Genomic DNA, 16,875 nt, shown 5'->3' with positions numbered 1-16,875 from the left:
TAACTGTATACTATTCTCAATAAGCACCAGATTTTTTCAGAGGGTCTATCACCTCAAACCTTTTCCCTATCTTGGTTTCAACTTGCTTGTCGCCCCCTCAAATCAGAACCTCTACCACCATAAATATCATCGTTGCCTTCTAAACCATAAAGGTGGTCATCACCAGCACGTCCATTAATTTTGTCCCAGCCTTGAGTACCAAAAAGGTTGTCTTGCCTGTTTGTACCATTTACTGGATTAAGTTCAAAAGAAATATTATAGGTGATATCTTGAGAAAATCTTCCATCTGGATATGCTTCTTTCAGAATTATTTCGACATCTTCCAGTCCTAAATTATTGGGTATATCCAGGTTATTAAGATTTAAAGTTCCACCGAATTTTATAGTGTGGTCTTCAGGAGATAAAGCAGATAGCTGAATTGTTGTATAGAACCCATCAGAAAAAGCATTATCAATTATCTTACTTGGCTGCCCTGCAATATTGTTATCTGGTAAATTGTATATAAATTTATCAGATGTTTGTCTGTAGTTTTCCAAATCTTTGATCGCTATATCATCAATCTTCAAAAAGAGATTCCCACCATTTTTTGCTAGGGCTGTATCCCCTACTGCTTTCGCAAGTCCTTGAAGTTGTTTATCGCTTGCACCCTCTGGGAACAGTCTATCCCATTCACTGTTAATTAAGGGAAAAAAGATATATTCATATCCCTGATTTGGTTTAATTTCAACTGTTCTTACAACTGGGTTTGATGTTTCTAAAGTGCCTACTAAATTAAAAACGGGAGGTGCTTGATTTATTTCGGCTTTTTTCCCTTGAGGATCATTAGTTTCATCATAACGAAAAGGATTATCTGGTGCTGGAATATTATAAACATATTGCCACCATCTAACAGATAATTCTGTTTGAGAAACTCCATTAACCCGTTCTTGTGGTCGCAGTACACTAGAAGTTACTAAATCATTATTCATCTTGATTTTATCCTTTCAATGATGTTCATCTTGATGATTCCAATCATATTGTTGGTTATAAAATCAAATTCAATTTGTTGCGTCAAAATGACATAATTAAACCAATAATTAACTAATCAATATTTGATTTAGCATGAAAAGTGTAATAATTAACGTTATGACAGTATTTTCAACACCACAGTAATATAATAATAACATGGTTGTTGGTTTTTATTGTTTATTTGTTTGTTGAGCAAGCAACTGTACTAATATTAATGTGGTAGGCGATCGCCAATCCACAGAAACCTGGAATCCAGAACTATGCTAACAATTTTATCCAATTAACACTCAAGAAAATCAAACATATTTGTTGATTCAAATAATTACCAAAAATTTGCTGCCATTTCTCTGTTCCCATTTTTAATTCTACTAAATCCTTGTCCAATAATTGCATATTTCCAGGGTAACAAAGCACTGTTAATACCCGATATCTAATTTCTTTCATTGCTGGTGACAAAAACAATTTGGCGGCTTCTTTGGTTATTTTTTCGTGCAGTTCCCAGTCTGATTTTAAATCATTCAGAAACTCATTGAACTGACCTAATGTTTGTTTGATTATACCAATATCATCATCTTGGGTTTTAAGCATTTTACCGAGAACAGGGATAAATTCATCAACAATTAAATCACTGTTGTTCATTAAACACTCATCAGCATAGTTTAACAAAAACTCAAAAGCTGGATTACCCTTAGTCTTGTCTTTTACCTGATTATAACCCCTGAAGTGTACAGACATATTAGTTTTCAAGTATTTCCACATACTAATATTTAGTTTTTGTAATCTCTGGTTTCTGGCTTTGGCTGCAAAGATTTCAATATCTTCTTTACTATAATTGCCTACCCTGAGTTCACAGGTACTAATTTCTGGTACTGCTTTATGATGTACAAAACTAGCAGTGATTTCCTTACCATTTCGTAAATGTGATTTTCTCAAGAAAACGGGTTCATTACATACGGGGCATTTAAGAAACCCATAATAATCTTGATAATCGGCTTTTGATGCTGGTATTAATTCACCACCGATTTTTGTGAAAATTGCGTACTGCATAACCTATACCCTGACTCTTAAAAATCTTCAAAAATATTGATATCTACCCCCAAAGATAATATCAACAAATACTGTGCGCTGCTGATGTAATCATAGGCATTTGCTAAATAATCACAAGCAATATAGGAATTTTGGTACATTGGTTTTTGACTGAGTTTTAAATACTCATTTAACAGTTTTTGTTGACACCCCAATTCAGCAATATCAAGAAGTTTATTGATATCCCTGTCTAAAGCAGCTTCTTGTCTGTTGGTGATTAAATGTAAAGTACCCTGTTGATAAATATTATACAACCATTGTTTCCAAGGTGTATTCAGATATTGGGGGTTCTGGCTTGTCCAGATTTCCTGGAATTTATTGAGCGTTGGTGGTTCTAGCATATCTCAGTACAATTCTTAGAGGAAAAATCAAATACAGTAAAATCCCTGATAACTAGATAAAGTTTACTCATTAGCTATTAATTCATCCCATATTTGGTTAACTTTGGCGTTAATGGCATCCATTGTGATGGATTCACCTTCATTATTCAAACGTTGACAGGCTTCGTAAAAAAGAATCATTTGCTCGACCTGTGCGCCCTCGGTTCTACCTTGACGCTCGGCTATTCGTGACAAAATTTCTCTAATGTCCCTATCAAGTTTGTAATTAACACGGTCGGTTAATCGGTTTCTTCTTGGTCTTCCCACAATGGCTATTGTTATACTTACGCCTTTATTAAAGCAAAATACATCAGCTATTTTTTATTGTACATTTTTTTACGTATTTTATCTGTATAAAAACCATAAAATTAGAGATAATAGTTATAACAAAGGCGACCGCCCTCCCGCCAAGAAGTTGCAATCGCCCAAACCTCATACAAAGGTTAATTAGATCATGACACAAATAGAGAAAACCAACCCAGACCAAAGTTACTGTACCCGTTCTAGTGATGGTGTCAGTGGCATGAGTGTAACAGCTTTAGCTCAGTTTTGTGGGGTAGATAAATCTACTATTACCAAATTTCTAAACCAAATAAGTAATTCTGACCCGTTGGCGAACGATCTTCAAACTGCGCTGAAACCCTATGCTGGTAATGACTGGAGGCTGTTGACGAATGAAAGATCCGGTCAAGTTTTTATTATTGACGAAGTTTGTCATGCAGTCCTGGAATATTACGCACTGGAAGCAAGAAAGTATAAAGGTAAACAAATAGCAGTTAATAATTATCGCATGATTGCCAAGGCTGGGCTAAGGGTCTATATCTGGTCACAAACCGGGTATGCCCCAATCAATACGGGTTCTCACGTCTTGATTAACAAGGAAGAACTGGCCACTATGATTTCCACTATTCTTCAAGAGCAACTGCAATTAATTTTTGATATCAAACCCAAACGCCCCTGGACTCTGCCAGCTTCCACACCACCAGAACAAGTACCAAATGATTATGTACAGTTAGAAGACGGTTCTTGGCTTTCTCCTGAAGGTTATGAATCAATTTTAAAGCAGGGTAGACGGTCTTTGCCTTGGGACTTGCGACGTGATGGTTTTAATTAAACGGTGAACACTGGGGATTTGGGGATTCTTGGGGGAAACTTTAAAGATAGTTGAACTTTATTAACAACACACACCGTAGGCGATCGCCATAAGAAAACCCAATTCACAAAATTCTTAGAGGAAAACCCTAACAATCATCGCCGCCGCACCAAAAAGGGTAAATTGTACGCTAAGGCTAGAATGTAGATATCACAAGGGTTTCTAGACCATCTTGCAGGAAATTACACATATCTCGGCTTGGGTATGATGTTCAATATGCGATCACCTTAGCAATTTTTAGGGGAAACCTGAAAAGAAACTTTTAAAAACTGCTGGGTAAAATGCTCATAATAACTATCACTATACAAAATATGACAATAAAAACTGCTAGAAAAATTATAAAATCTCTTTGAGCTACTTTATATACTTGGCTGGTAGGAACATACACAATCTTAGTTCCGATAACTGTATTAAATTCCCAGTTCAAACCTTGATTAGCAAGATATTTACCCTGTTTATAGAGAAGTTGTAATGATTGAGGTACTTTATCTAGAGTCGAATGACAATTCAAGCAACTTTTATCAGTAATTTTGATAGGGCGAGATATATAGAAATATTTATTACCATTTATATTTAAATATCCTTGATCAATGTTCTGCAATCCTGGCTGTCGTTGAGTATCTAAATCTTGTTGTTTAAGTGTGTCAATAATTTTGATTTCTTCAAGTGTAGCTTTATTCTTGAGATTAGTCGGATTAATCATCGCGGACTTATAAATATAATCTCCATAATTATTTTTATAGGCACTAGTAAATATATCAAATACTTGATTTACTGCAAACATTGGAATTGATTCTTGTAAAAATTTTTGTTCTGATTGTGTTTTTAATAAAGGTGTAATATAATCATTATGATATTTGCGAACCGAATCCATCGCTGAAATTAACATATTTGCTTGGGATTTCAGTTGAAACTCCGCAGAATTTAAACAAATATTGCCATAAATTAGACCAATAACAATAATCGCTCCCCCAACAAGAATGATTTTTATAGCTTTATAGGCATTTCTTATTTCGGATTGTGTAGAATTGATTCGCGTTGCAAAGTGTTCCAGTATCATCCTATGGATGAAGATATAGCCACCACCAACCTTTTGTAGAAAAATGCGCTCAGTGGCATAGTCTAGAAAATGAGTTAAATTATTAGGAATCAAACCTTCACCCCAGAGGATAAAACGTAAGCTGAAGTGTTGGATACAGGCTATACCACCTCCAAAAAACAACCCTAACATCAGTCCCCAACTTATTATCGAAATTCTTGATTGCAACCCTTTAGGAAAAAATATAAAAATAATTGGAAACAAAATTAACCAGCTAAGTAATACAATAATTATTGCATTGCGAGCAGATGTCCAAATCCCTTGGTTTGGAATAGTTTTTGTTTCTATTTCTGAGCCTCTCAACCCACAAATCAATCCTATAATCAGTGCAAAGATTAATCCCAAAATTAATCCAAATATTACTATTTTCTCGTAACCGCTTGGCCATTTTGGGGTTTTCCAAGTTAAATAACACCATAATACACCCATTGGAGACAAAATTAAACTCCACCTTAGTCCATAGGTTAATCCATTAAGCAAATCTTTTCGTGTTTTTTTCCAAGGACAGGTCAAAGTTTCAAAAGTTTCTATTTCTGCTTTGTAATTTCCAAAAGTCCACCATAAAACTAAACCCCACATTATTGCATTTATGGTTAAGACATTAAAAATGTTAATTTTATCATTATATAAATCTAGAAAATGAACTAAAAATAATATCAATCCAATAGCCAGTATCCCAATTAAAATAGTTCCAATTCTGTAAAGTCTTTTTTGAACATTAGACTGCAACCAATTAGGCTGTATTTTCTCAATTAGAAAGTAAGATTGAGAAGTCTGAAACATTCTTTGTGCCAACCAACTTAACCAATGTATTACCCGATTTTTTGGGTATTTCTGATTAACTCCCTTTCGTTTAAACATCCGCTCAATATAAGCATTGAATAGATGTTCACGACGCTCTTCTAGTGAACCTGTTTGAAGTATTTCTTCTACCTGTTTACCTTGATAAGCCAGGGTCATAACACTTAGTGTCAAAGGAGATTTACCTATTTCTTGCAGTGTGGTATCATCTTTCAACAAAGATTTAACTGCACTTAGTTGTTGACCAGCAGTATCCAAATATTGATGAACCTGCTCAGGAGTCAAAGAACGGATGTAGATCGCGCCTCGTAATCGCAAACGGTTAGAAAGAACTTCATAATCAGCAATACGACTACAGACCACCATTTCAGTCAGTCCATGCGTTTGTATAAATTGGTTGATAGCTTCAACACAGGCTTCCCGCAGGTCAGTCTTTACCTCGTCTAAACCATCTAGTAACAGTAGTAATTTTTGATTTTTAACCCAGTCTTTAGCAATTTCTTGGGAAACTTGGTATTTACTCCAAAGTTCTTGTAGCAGCCAATCTTCAATGGTTTGCCTTTTACTTCCCCAAGAAGATAAATTAAATACTACTGGAATTAGCTGACTCAAATTTGACTCAGCGCGAGTAATTAAATTCTGTGCTAATTTCAAGAGCGTTATGGTTTTACCTGCTCCTGGTTCTCCTAAAATAAGTAGAGTTCGTCCTTCTCCTATCTGATTAAAGAAATCACTTGCATCGCTTCCCGTAGGCAAAATTTGTCTGGAATCTTCTGGTATTTCCTCAAAACCACTAAATGGGCGCTCTATTACATCTAATCGTTTTTCTAGACCAAGTTCAATCATGGCCTGCGTATGCACTGATTTTTCTAAAACACCTTCGATCCAATATTCTTTAACTTTACTGAGTAAAACTTTCCTGTGTCCATATTCTACCGAAGTTAAGGGTTGTTGTATACCAGATGTTTGTCCATTAAATAACTCAGATACTTGGGAAATGAAATATTGAGAGACAGTACCATTATTTTCTTGAATAAACCCTTGAATATTACTACCATAAATGTTAACAACATTATCATCATTCATGTTATAATCACTCCATAAATTAACTAAAACTTTGATTAATTGTACCAGTATTCTGCTGTGTCAAACCCTGAACTTTTCCTCCAGAAATTTGAACACTAAATTTTCCCTCTGCTGATTCTTGAGGATTTAATTGCTCCATTAACTTTTGAGCCAATTTAATAATTTCCTCATCTTTATCAGCACCAACTTCAGTTAATTCATCTTCTAAAAGAGCTTTTGTTTTTTCAGGTTTTTGTTCATACTTATCCAGAATAGTCACTGAACCTGATTTACCTTGGTTCTCAAATTTACGTTTAATTAAAGCTTTCAATCCTTCATAAGTATCTTGAACTACACTACCCGCTGTTTTGGCTGTGCCAGCTACTAAGGCTGTGAGAATAAGAGAAATAGAATCCATGAAATCATCTCCTTATTTTTAATAGGTTTTACTAATTGTCTCAACTTTATTGCACAATAAAATACATCTAACGAATGATTTTGATTATGAACGCATTAATCCGAAACACCCAATTTACACATCTAATAATTTCCAAGGGTTTACACTATAATCCTGAATAATTTCCAAGAAATTTAAAAAGTATCAAAAACAGCAAAATTATATAAAAAATTATTATTTAAGTTAGTCAAATTGTGATAGATATTAATTCCAGGGAATTTTTGCTGTGGTAATCCCTGTTTTTATTGTTTCAATATTTATAAAGGTTGCCCTTACAGTTTTTAAATTCCTTTGTTAAATAGGAATAGAAATATCTACGGTTAGCAAAGCGAACTGACGAGTCAGCACTTGCACTATTGCCAACTCTCCAAATTCCTTAGCTGTTAATTCCCCCAATCTCACTGCTAAATTGTAATTTATGGTTTCCTCTAAGAAAATTTCCCAGTAATTACCCTGGTATTAAATATCATATTGACGTTTCCTCTAAGAATTTCTCAGTACCACCACAATGTTTAAGTTGGGAATCTCCATTTAAGTGAATGTACATAGTATTTCATTGTTTTTAAAGTTTTAATGTTCTTTGGGTTTCCCGTCAACATTGATGTTATTGTGCAGTAGTTACATTTATTTACAAAACATCATGAAAAAGTTAGTAGTATTGCCCTTGGTAGCAATGGTATTGGTAGCAGCAGTAAGTCCAGCATTTGCCCATTCTGGCAGAACCAATAGTGCGGGGTGTCACCATGATTCTAGAACCGGTGGGTATCACTGTCATTAACAGTAACTCTGGGATTTCTGTTTGGGGAGTCCCTGATTTTGATTGTTTACAATGCTTTCATGACTCAATCAATTTATTCCCCTCTCTACCTGCAAATTTATCACCGCGAAGGCACTACCTGGTCTTTTTATCCAGGCAAGGTGTTTTATAATGCTCATGGAATTGCTACTGATTTAGATTCAACTTTATAAAGGAATGGATTAACCAAAGCTAAGATATTGATTGAATTATTCAGAGTCAACGGTGGTAAAAACGGTTATTATATTGCCAATATTCGAGATAAACAACATTACTACTGTGGTTCTGATTGGGCAGATGTTAAAGTTAAATTGCGTCAGCTAGGAATTGGCAGGAATGACCCCAATTAATTATTTTTCCTCTAAAAATTTCCAAAAGGCTGACCCCACAGTTCCCACATTTCTTTGTTGAATGGCGATCGCCACATTTGAATTAACGCTTGTTCTAAATCTTGACGTGGTTTTCTCTCCACTGGGGCATCCCACCAAAACGCGATATTCACTGCTGTTTGTAGTTGATAACGGTGATGTAATTCTTGATAATTTTCAATATAGCTCTTACAATCATGAACCCCCTTCCACCTTTTATTACTGTGTTTTGTTTCCCCAATGTACAATAATAATTCAGATGCACTATCAATGATAAAATACAGGGCTGCTTGTCCGTAATCATCAGGCATCCGGTAAAATGCCATTGATTGTAATTGCAATTTAAACGGATCTATGGTGTCAGGGTTACAGTGAGATGGTACAACATCAAATAAAGTTACCTGCTTTGGTGGTTCACTGTTTCTAATACTTTCTTAATAATTAAACACCCGCGATTTCCACTGTTGTAAAAATTCAGCATCCATCACTGGTTTTTGGTTTCTTAATATTTTGTATTCGGTATTCCCAAATAAACTCAGTTGTTTCATAATCATATTATAATCTTTTATGCTTTTATTTTACTATACTTTTATTCATTATGCCCCAATCCCACTACTCTTTTGAACCCCAAGAAACCCGAAAACGCACTACATCCTTAGACCCTGCTAACATTAGTATGGGAACTAAAATTATGACGGTGCAACAGGTTGTTGATAGATTTGTGAACAATCGTTTAATTCCTGCTGAGTTCCCTCACAATCAACATATTTGGAATACCCAAGCTAAAGGTAAATTAATTGAATCCTTGTTGTTACAGTTACCTTTGTCTGTCTTTTATATTGATGCTACCAATGATGAACAATGGGTGATTATAGATGGTACACAAAGAATTATTACATTTAAAGAATTTATAAACCAGGATTTCACATTAGATGGTTTAGACTATTTTGGCGATTTGCATGGTAAGTATTTTAGTCAACTCACACCACGTTGGCAACGCAGGATTAAGGAAACTAAGTTAACTTTACATCTGATTTTAAGGGGTACATCATCTGAAATTGTATCCAATCTATATCACCGGATTCGTTTTGAACAAATTCAATAATTTACCATAATCTATTAACATCAGGTAAAATATAATAACATTATATCTAGGGTTTTCCAATGGACAGAAATCATTACGACAAATTAAGTGGTGAAGAAAAGTTAGCATTTTTAGAAAAGGCATTGGAACATTTGACAATAGACGAAAAAGCCAAGTTAGTTAAAAAATTATTGCCTGTCAAAGACGATAATAGTTGTACGATTACAATGGGAAATTCTCAGGTTCATGCTAATACTGTTTACCAATTTAATCTTAATAGTAAAGATGAAATAGCTGATTTATGGGGGGCGATCGCTGACAGAATCAGAAATAACTCTGATGATAAAGTCGAGTAAAATATGCCACAACCACAGATACCGCTACAGCAAAGACAAGCAGTACAAATTTAATACTACATAAACTTCCTTTTTGGGAGTTTTTTTATTGAGATACCAAGTCTAATTTAGTGCTGGGGAATTACCTAACAAAAATTCTTAGAGGAAAAATATTATTTATTGGATTTCCCCTTGTTTTTACTGAGTGTGATAAAGTTTTTGATTTCCCGTACACAATAACCTTTACTGATCATGGTGGCGACAGTGTGAGCGATTTTGGCAGGGACTCCCACAGAACGGTTTTTCCATTGTCCATCAATCTTTTCCTCCCAAGAATACCCCCAACGCCAATGTAAATAATTATGCTTATCTCTTGTTCCATCAACACGGGGATAACTAGCGATTCTGCCATCTTTTAATTTCTTGTTTTCAATGTACTGATACAAACAACCACAGGCACGGGATTTATCCGTACTTAAACTTTCCTCTAAGAATTTTTCAGTAGTCACCAACTCCGGCGATAGTTGAGAGGTACTGGACTCTGGAGACAGCGACAGATGCAACTCTGGGGTCAAGAAGATTTCCTGCTGCCTGTCTTTGTTTTCTAACAGTGCCGTTGCCGGACGGGACTCCAAGGGGTCTAGCCAACTCTTGGGGATATCGTACCAATCGCTGAGGATAACCGGGTTTAGCACCTCGCCTTTGGGTAATAATCCCAGCTTCTTTAATTGTGTTTCTAACTTGCTCTGTCCAGGGGGTCGTGTTTTCCCAGTTGATGACAAGGCGGCGGGAGATTCCAACCAAAAGTAATCGTTCTCTAAGGAAGGGTGCGCCAAAGTTTCCTGAGCATACACAAAGCCATTCCGCATCGTAGCCGAGCTTGGTAATTTGTCTAAGAAACTGCTGGAAATAGAGAGCTTGACTTCCTGGTTTGAGTCTGCAACTGAGCAATCCGGGGACGTTTTCGATAATAAAGAACTCGGGTCTGATTGATTCAATGGCACGTTTAACGGCGGGGAAACAGTCTCGCTCGTCGGCTGCACCAAGTCGTTTACCGTTGACTGAAAATGGTTGACAGGGTGGGGAAGCGGTGATGACATCAACTCCCTGTTTTCGGATTTCCCTAACTGGTATGCTTCGCACGTTTCCGTAGTTGGGGATACCGGGGAATCGTTTTGAAAGGATGTCTGCACAGTAGTTATCGGTTTCACAGACACCCACAAGTTCTCATCCTGTCTGGAGTCCTGCAATTCCAAAACCTGCACCAACGCCGGAGCATAAGTCGAGTTGTCGCATTTTTCCTCTAAGAAAATCAAACTAACTTTGTCACTGACCTCAAACCACCCAATGGTAAACCCCAGTTCCACCGCATTACTGATAGCTGACAACTCAACACCCAAAGCTTGACTTAGTTCCTGTGTTGAAGCTGCTGAACCGTCACTGAGGAATAAGGCGATCGCCCCCAACAATTGCCAATGTTCACTGAGTTGATTGAGAAACCAAACAGGACTTAAATATCGTTGTTTGATGTAATCGGTGACAGTGATAACTCCGTATTCGCAGAAGATAGTGTGACCATCGTAGGAACATAAACCATCATTCCAGGATTGACGGTAATTCCAGGGTGTAGCAAGCAAAGTATTCATAGTTAGTCATCTCCTAAGTATGCCTTTGAAGCACCTGCCCAGTCGTAGTTTTCGATTTCTTGTTTGCGCTGCTCGATTTCTTGGTTTTGATTTTCTGTGCGGTCTTGACAACCAGACATTTTGACTTTGTTGTAGGCTTCTTTGAGTTTTCTGTTAATCCGTTGGGTTTCCACAGTTTCCTGCCACCCCTGGCGCTCGATTAAATCCAACTTCTGACATATCAAACTAGAAAACCGAGTATCAAAATTGTTCATGCTTACATTTGCCCCAAACCTTTTATTAAAGGCGTTGCACCCCGGATTTTGGCACATTGGCCATTTATCTTCATTTTCTTTGTATCCAGGTATGATTCGTTTAACTAGGGTGCTGTAAATTACGCCGTAATCATGACAACAAAAACAAGACCATTTAGGATAAAAGATTTCCTTGTCTTCCTGTTGTTGTGGAGGTTCTAGGGGCATCCTGTCAAAAAACGGTAGTTCCATATCCTGGTTCATTTTTTAAACCCTCCTCTGCTTCTTTTTCCCAACCTGGAATCCAAATCAAATTGTTGGCACTAGCCCATTCATAAAAACTGGTGCGTTCCGTTCTTTCTTCTGCAATCTCATACATAAACGAGTAATGCCCAATCACCCGTATTCTGGTAAGCCATTGTTCCCTAAGTGGGTGGTTTTGCCATTTCATGGTCTGTGCTGCTGAAACTTTGCCTTGGGATTTCTCCCACTGCGATCGCAAATCTTCCCATTGTTTTTCAATCAACTTCTGCGGGAATGTTGGGGGGTTCGGTAACTTTTTGACCTGAGCCAAACAAAAATTTTCAAAACTTTCTCTTTCTGAGTCTGAGAGAGAGTCTTTATAAGTTTGTAATGTCTGTAATGTCTGTAGAGAGCCACAGCTTTTTTGTGTTAAAGGTTCTGCGGTGTTTTTATCCCGTGCGTGGGATTCTGTGTCTCGCGTGTGGGATTCTGTGTCTCGCGTGTGGGATTCTGTGTCCCGTGTGTGGGATTCTGTGTCCCATGCGTGGGACAGTTGTTCCGGTGGTGGGACAGACTGAGAATCATTGTTAGAACCGGGTTCTGGACTAGGATCTGATGGTTTTGGCGAATCGAAATCATCAAAGTCATCAGTAATTGAGTCGGTTTTGATGATGATTGAACCCGTAGTTTCCCAACTACCATCGTTGTTAGAGGAAATGGTGCTAATTCCTCGATAAAAGGCGGATCTGCTGATTCCCCATTCCGTACAAAATTCTGAGATATTGTCAATTTTGAGGGCTATGCCCGGAGGTCTTAAAATCTCTTTGATCACCAACAAATAACCAGGAGTAGAAAGGTATTTTTTTTGATACCAGTCCTTAGCGGTTTGGGCGGTCAGAGGACAAAATTTGCGATTACCCATTCTCCGCTTTGTCATGAACCCAACTCCGCAAATGTTACTTGGTCAAAAGTTACTAACACATCAAAAGCAACACAAGAAGCAGCAATATTAGGTATTTGTTGTTCATATTCGGCAGTGCCAAACAAATGCAGACGTTTTTGGTGTTCTGGGTAGAATCCTGAATAAATAAGAACTTGACCTAAGCCAGCTTTCCAGTCTTTAACCCGTTTGACTTCAATGATTTCAGTGTCGGTTAATAAATCAATTCGACCAGCAGGGGTTGTGACTTTCGTTAGTCCGCCTAGCTGAGACTTGAGGTTATCGCGGACAATAAACTCCATGTTTTCCCTACTATTTATTTCCAGCCAGTCTATTCGCCCCTGTTCTTTTAATTTGCTGATAGCCTTATAAAATGTGCTAACTGATATACAAATCTTTTCACAGAAAACTTCAACATCTTTGATACGCAGTTTTTGCCCCGGCGCACGGAAAATCCCAACAGCATAGTAAACAAGACCGGTGGCGGTAATGATTCCGTCTTTGTAGTCCTGGATTGCTTTCGCTAACGACAGACGGTAATGCTGATTGGGTTTAGGCGCGATAGTTGTTGTCATGAATGCACCTTAACTTGTTTAAATAATAGTGGTAGAAAAAAGCTGAGTCAGTATGGTTACGCCACGCAAGCTATCACCAAAGTCGGCAACCTGCTTAATCCTGCGGAAACTTGCAGGAAACTATGGGAAGTAACAGAAAACCTGCCAAAAAAGGGTAAAAAATCTCTTAGTTCTATCTGAAGACAGTAGAACAATTCCTGTTTATGGTTCATAATGGTAATTAAGAAATTTTAATTTTTGATTTTTTGCCTTAGCCACTGTTATGGTTAAGGTATTTTCTTACATTTAATTTCAGCCCCCCGTTGCAAACTAAAAGTAATTAGATTAAAATTAGTGATGTGTAACTTATGGAAATTTCTAAGTTATACGCTCAATGAGTCCGATACTTTCGTGGTACTGTTGGCAAAGCATCAGGATCTTGATACAATTAAATAATATACCATTTATTTAAATAAATCAAATGACTCGTATAGAAATTTTGGTAGATGCCCTAAAAAAAGCGATCGCGCGGGGAACAAAAGCATCACATATAGCGCAACAATCCGGTGTGAATGCTGCTGTTATTTCACGCTTGATATCTGGGAAACAGCATGACATCATGACAGAATTTTATTTTGACATTCTGGATTGCTTAGATGAGGATATTCGGAAAGAAGCAATGACAAAACTGGGGATAAAAACTGAAGTTAAACCAGAAGAAATGGTGAAATATTTGAAAGGTAGACAAATAGCGCAATTGATTCCGTTATTGAATGGTGATGACAGAGCCGATATTGCTGAAGCTATAGCCTTGTCTATGCGGAGTAATAGTAAAAATATTTACGTTTAAACAAATACCATAATTATTGAGTTATTTGTGGTTAGGAATAATATTCAGTAATTTGTAGTCTTTTACTTATATGCTGATATAAAACAATAAATTCTAAGTATTTAGACTATAAGTTTAATATATGCTAAGACTTGTCAAGAAAGCAGTAAAAATACTATTAATAGTATTAAGTTTAAAAATTTAATCAAAATATTATATGATGATATAAGTACATAATAGTACAACTTCTTACCAATTTAGGATTGCAAACATTGAGTCAGCAATAGTGTTGATAGGGTATTCCTAGAATCAAAAGCTATAATTTTACAGTGCCAATAACTTTATGCAAGTCAACATTAGAAAAATAGAGAGCAATTAGGATGAGCCAAGATCAACTAAATCAAATCCTTAGTCAGTGCCATAATTTAGACCAGGTAGCTATTACTAGTGTGATCAAAAATTTAGCTGATAAACTAGATAATCAGCAAAAATCTCATCTTTTAGAATACTTAACTTTTGGCGTAAGTGCAGATGTCAAAGCAAAACTGGTTAAGCAGTTATTGGGCGACAGTGGTTTAAGGGTAATATTTGGACAATCGCAAGTAAATGCTACTAATTTCTTTAATATTCAGTCTGCTTCTATAGAACAATTATCAGATATCATGTTAGCAATTGCTCAAGTCATCAGAAATTCTTAGAGGATACCCATAAGGTATTGACTGATATTGTTGTTCCTATTGATTCAGCAAAAATACATTTATTAAAAGAGTTCAGTTTCCGTGACCTCATCCATTTATGGGTGGGGTTTGTTGTGTATTGGTGAATTTACTGACTTTTTCCTCTAAGACTCCAAATCATCTGTTAAAATTTCTAACCATTAAGATATAGAAATTTTATATTTTCATAATAAATTTTTTACTATTGTATGTAATTATCATGGATAAATATGTAAAGTGAACTTGACATAAAAAACAGTTTTACGGTTTGAGGTATGAAAAAAGAAAAGTTTGTAAAACTGTTAAAGCGACGTGGTTTAAGTCAAGAAAGATTTGCTGAACTCGTAGAAAATGCCTGGTGTACCATTTCCGGTCGTAAACTTTCCCGTCAGGCTGTTAGTGCTTGGGTAAATGGTCATGCAATACCCCAATTCTCCCCTGTTGAAACTTTGGTAGTTCTCGAAATCCTTGAATGCACCCTCACCGAACTTGCTTTGGCTTTTCCTCATGAGGATGATTCCCATTGACAATGTAAACTTAACCTTACATACTGTGTATAATGAGTAAGGTGCTTTATGAAACTACCAACAACTTTTCAGGAACTTGACCTCACTGGATTTAACATTGAAACCAAACAGTACAATAGTATTACACGGGAAATGCTAGACATCGCCTGTGCTGTTCTCCAAAAAAATCAGATCGGTATTGTTACCCGTAGTGTTCAATCTGCTTTAAAATACATCTATGGTATTGGTGGCAGTGCTGATACTGTTTGCTATTTACTCAAGGAATGGCGGGCTGATAATCTCGCGGTTCTCAAACAATCCAAAACCCACAACAACCTCATCACTGCAATTCTTGAACTCTCTAATGACGGTGTTCTCGATGAGTCTGATATCCCCGGTGATTTTTTGGACTCTATGAGACAGTTGGTGATCGCAATCTACAAACTTGCCTACCAAAATGCCGATACCACTGTTTCCGGTGACAGAATCAAACATTTGATTACTGAGAACGATGTATTAAAACAACAACTTATTGATTTTCCGCAGTTACAATTAGAATTAAACTTTTATAAATCTGAGTGTGAACGTCAACGCAGTGAACTCAAAGAAGCCTATATAAATCTTAATCAACAGAAGTTAATTGAATCTGAAGATGACCTTTAGATGCGAGATAAAACCCACAAGCATGACGTAACATATGCGGATGCACACTTATCGCCAAGCCAGCCTGAGTACCAGCGCCTAATAATGTTAAAAGCTGTGGCAGCAGCCATCGGAGTTCCACGCTCAGAAACAAACAGGTAAGGGGAATTAGGATACTCTCGTTTTAATTGTCGTAGCCACCTTAACTCTCTTGCACGTAACGGATGGGTAGAACTAAGACCATGCTTGAGCCGATTGATATAGATCGTGCCACTAGAAAAATCTACCTGCTCCCATCTCAGTGTTACCAATTCTGATACCCGTAAACCATGACGATAAGCCAGTAAAATTAAAGTCCCATCTCTCAAACCATGCCTACCCACTCTTGAAGCCGCTTTAATCATAGCTTCCACTTCATTGGGCAGCAAATGTTCTCGTGTGCGTTTTTCCAAGTTGGGAACTTTCAGAGGAGGAGAATTGTGAGTCATAAAAACCAACTTGCCCATAAAAGATAATTGGGTACTCTGACAGAATCATCAACACAATCAACTCCCCACAAATTCCATCTTAAAAACTTGCCCAAAAATAGTTCTTTTTGGTAATGTTCCTATACATGAAACAAAGATTCATCGCTTGTTAGTGATATATATCTTTTGAAACTAAAAACTATACACACATATTCATATTAACAAGTGGCATCAATAGAACGTACCGCCTATCCAAGATTTAAACGTCAATTCACCGCCAAAGAACTGACGCTAATTTATACACCTAACAAAAGTGAAATTGCTTTCGCTTACGCTACAACTAAAGGTGAAAGTAATATTCTCAACCAGAAATGTTGAATGTCGTTACAAAAGTTTACATATTCAGTTATAGTAGTCCTATTAAGGGTGAAAATGTCAACATCTCATGATATCTTCCATCCAATGAA

At 36.7% G+C, this 16,875-nt stretch carries 24 protein-coding genes; 11 read left to right on the top strand and 13 right to left on the bottom strand.

The window, feature by feature from the left end; all coding sequences use genetic code 11:
- Nucleotides 1-77: 77 nt before the first annotated feature.
- The 4 genes from H6F47_RS28670 to H6F47_RS23075 all read right to left on the bottom strand — a co-directional run bounded on the left by H6F47_RS28670 (nt 78) and on the right by H6F47_RS23075 (nt 2,741).
- Entirely contained in the window at nt 78-968 is an 891-nt protein-coding gene (locus H6F47_RS28670) for a hypothetical protein (protein ID WP_190651176.1), read from the bottom strand.
- Nucleotides 969-1,266: 298 nt separating this feature from the next.
- A complete protein-coding gene (locus H6F47_RS23085) occupies nt 1,267-2,055 on the bottom strand; it encodes a hypothetical protein (RefSeq protein WP_096572912.1) in 789 nt (262 codons plus the stop codon).
- A gap of 17 nt (nt 2,056-2,072) precedes the next feature.
- Nucleotides 2,073-2,435 (bottom strand): hypothetical protein, encoded by a 363-nt coding sequence (locus tag H6F47_RS23080; protein ID WP_137666489.1) that lies wholly within the window; start codon nt 2,433-2,435, stop codon nt 2,073-2,075.
- Between the two features lie 63 nt (nt 2,436-2,498).
- A complete protein-coding gene (locus tag H6F47_RS23075; protein WP_190651175.1) occupies nt 2,499-2,741 on the bottom strand; it encodes a hypothetical protein in 243 nt (80 codons plus the stop codon).
- A 187-nt stretch (nt 2,742-2,928) separates the two neighbouring features.
- On the opposite strand from H6F47_RS23075, the gene H6F47_RS23070 reads away from it, so the two are divergent.
- Nucleotides 2,929-3,588 (top strand): hypothetical protein, encoded by a 660-nt coding sequence (locus H6F47_RS23070; RefSeq protein ID WP_096572909.1) that lies wholly within the window; start codon nt 2,929-2,931, stop codon nt 3,586-3,588.
- A gap of 301 nt (nt 3,589-3,889) precedes the next feature.
- Here H6F47_RS23070 and H6F47_RS23065 read toward each other — a convergent pair whose 3' ends face one another.
- Entirely contained in the window at nt 3,890-6,613 is a 2,724-nt protein-coding gene (locus tag H6F47_RS23065) for a DUF3365 domain-containing protein (protein WP_096573098.1), read from the bottom strand.
- A 19-nt stretch (nt 6,614-6,632) separates the two neighbouring features.
- Nucleotides 6,633-7,010: a hypothetical protein gene (locus tag H6F47_RS23060; protein WP_096570852.1), complete on the bottom strand. Its 378-nt coding sequence runs from the start codon at nt 7,008-7,010 to the stop codon at nt 6,633-6,635.
- Nucleotides 7,011-7,689: 679 nt separating this feature from the next.
- Here H6F47_RS23060 and H6F47_RS23055 point away from each other — a divergent pair.
- Genes H6F47_RS23055 through H6F47_RS28195 form a run of 3 tightly spaced genes read left to right on the top strand, consistent with a single transcriptional unit; the run spans nt 7,690 to nt 8,195 of the window.
- Nucleotides 7,690-7,827, top strand: coding sequence for a YHYH domain-containing protein (locus H6F47_RS23055; RefSeq protein ID WP_096573097.1), 138 nt, complete (start codon nt 7,690-7,692; stop codon nt 7,825-7,827).
- A gap of 59 nt (nt 7,828-7,886) precedes the next feature.
- Nucleotides 7,887-8,018 carry a hypothetical protein gene (locus tag H6F47_RS28665; protein ID WP_272110229.1) on the top strand — a complete coding sequence of 44 codons (132 nt, stop codon included), beginning with the start codon at nt 7,887-7,889 and terminating at the stop codon, nt 8,016-8,018.
- Between the two features lie 27 nt (nt 8,019-8,045).
- On the top strand, nt 8,046-8,195 hold the full coding sequence (locus H6F47_RS28195) for a hypothetical protein (protein ID WP_236103988.1): 150 nt from the start codon (nt 8,046-8,048) through the stop codon (nt 8,193-8,195).
- Nucleotides 8,196-8,206: 11 nt separating this feature from the next.
- Here the strand turns inward: H6F47_RS28195 and H6F47_RS28190 are convergent, their stop codons facing one another.
- Entirely contained in the window at nt 8,207-8,539 is a 333-nt protein-coding gene (locus tag H6F47_RS28190; protein ID WP_236103987.1) for a GIY-YIG nuclease family protein, read from the bottom strand.
- A 272-nt stretch (nt 8,540-8,811) separates the two neighbouring features.
- Here H6F47_RS28190 and H6F47_RS23040 point away from each other — a divergent pair, with 272 nt between their 5' ends.
- Nucleotides 8,812-9,318: a DUF262 domain-containing protein gene (locus H6F47_RS23040; protein WP_096573096.1), complete on the top strand. Its 507-nt coding sequence runs from the start codon at nt 8,812-8,814 to the stop codon at nt 9,316-9,318.
- 59 nt (nt 9,319-9,377) lie between these two features.
- Nucleotides 9,378-9,653, top strand: a complete 276-nt coding sequence (locus tag H6F47_RS23035; RefSeq protein ID WP_096573095.1) for a hypothetical protein — start codon at nt 9,378-9,380, stop codon at nt 9,651-9,653.
- 152 nt (nt 9,654-9,805) lie between these two features.
- Here H6F47_RS23035 and H6F47_RS28185 read toward each other — a convergent pair whose 3' ends face one another.
- Genes H6F47_RS28185 through H6F47_RS23005 form a run of 5 tightly spaced genes read right to left on the bottom strand, consistent with a single transcriptional unit; the run spans nt 9,806 to nt 13,481 of the window.
- Complete coding sequence (locus H6F47_RS28185) at nt 9,806-11,278, bottom strand: DNA methylase (protein WP_236103986.1); 1,473 nt, start codon at nt 11,276-11,278, stop codon at nt 9,806-9,808.
- Nucleotides 11,279-11,280: 2 nt separating this feature from the next.
- Nucleotides 11,281-11,775 (bottom strand): hypothetical protein, encoded by a 495-nt coding sequence (locus H6F47_RS23020; protein ID WP_096573092.1) that lies wholly within the window; start codon nt 11,773-11,775, stop codon nt 11,281-11,283.
- Nucleotides 11,744-12,691 carry a hypothetical protein gene (locus tag H6F47_RS23015; protein WP_190651173.1) on the bottom strand — a complete coding sequence of 316 codons (948 nt, stop codon included), beginning with the start codon at nt 12,689-12,691 and terminating at the stop codon, nt 11,744-11,746. The genes H6F47_RS23020 and H6F47_RS23015 overlap by 32 nt, the downstream gene beginning before the upstream one ends.
- Nucleotides 12,688-13,269, bottom strand: coding sequence for a hypothetical protein (locus tag H6F47_RS23010; RefSeq protein ID WP_096573091.1), 582 nt, complete (start codon nt 13,267-13,269; stop codon nt 12,688-12,690). The genes H6F47_RS23015 and H6F47_RS23010 overlap by 4 nt, the downstream gene beginning before the upstream one ends.
- Nucleotides 13,270-13,325: 56 nt before the next feature.
- On the bottom strand, nt 13,326-13,481 hold the full coding sequence (locus H6F47_RS23005; protein WP_190651172.1) for a hypothetical protein: 156 nt from the start codon (nt 13,479-13,481) through the stop codon (nt 13,326-13,328).
- A gap of 248 nt (nt 13,482-13,729) precedes the next feature.
- Here H6F47_RS23005 and H6F47_RS23000 point away from each other — a divergent pair, with 248 nt between their 5' ends.
- The 4 genes from H6F47_RS23000 (at nt 13,730) to H6F47_RS22985 (ending at nt 15,962) form a co-directional block, all read left to right on the top strand.
- Nucleotides 13,730-14,098, top strand: coding sequence for a hypothetical protein (locus H6F47_RS23000; protein WP_096573090.1), 369 nt, complete (start codon nt 13,730-13,732; stop codon nt 14,096-14,098).
- A 359-nt stretch (nt 14,099-14,457) separates the two neighbouring features.
- A complete protein-coding gene (locus H6F47_RS22995) occupies nt 14,458-14,775 on the top strand; it encodes a hypothetical protein (RefSeq protein ID WP_096573089.1) in 318 nt (105 codons plus the stop codon).
- Nucleotides 14,776-15,068: 293 nt separating this feature from the next.
- A complete protein-coding gene (locus H6F47_RS22990) occupies nt 15,069-15,320 on the top strand; it encodes a helix-turn-helix transcriptional regulator (protein ID WP_096573088.1) in 252 nt (83 codons plus the stop codon).
- A gap of 48 nt (nt 15,321-15,368) precedes the next feature.
- Nucleotides 15,369-15,962, top strand: a complete 594-nt coding sequence (locus H6F47_RS22985; protein WP_190651170.1) for a hypothetical protein — start codon at nt 15,369-15,371, stop codon at nt 15,960-15,962.
- Here the strand turns inward: H6F47_RS22985 and H6F47_RS22980 are convergent.
- Nucleotides 15,959-16,429, bottom strand: a complete 471-nt coding sequence (locus tag H6F47_RS22980; RefSeq protein WP_162501840.1) for a tyrosine-type recombinase/integrase — start codon at nt 16,427-16,429, stop codon at nt 15,959-15,961. The two genes, H6F47_RS22985 and H6F47_RS22980, sit on opposite strands and share 4 nt — an antisense overlap.
- 204 nt (nt 16,430-16,633) lie before the next feature.
- Between H6F47_RS22980 and H6F47_RS22975 the strand changes: the two genes are divergently transcribed.
- Entirely contained in the window at nt 16,634-16,786 is a 153-nt protein-coding gene (locus tag H6F47_RS22975) for a DUF4158 domain-containing protein (protein ID WP_137666488.1), read from the top strand.
- Nucleotides 16,787-16,875 lie beyond the last annotated feature (89 nt).

Origin of the sequence: Sphaerospermopsis sp. FACHB-1094, assembly GCF_014696195.1 — a bacterium.
GTDB lineage: Bacteria > Cyanobacteriota > Cyanobacteriia > Cyanobacteriales > Nostocaceae > Sphaerospermopsis > Sphaerospermopsis kisseleviana.
Note: the sequence above shows the minus strand (reverse complement) of the source record. Positions and strands in the feature narration are given on the sequence as shown.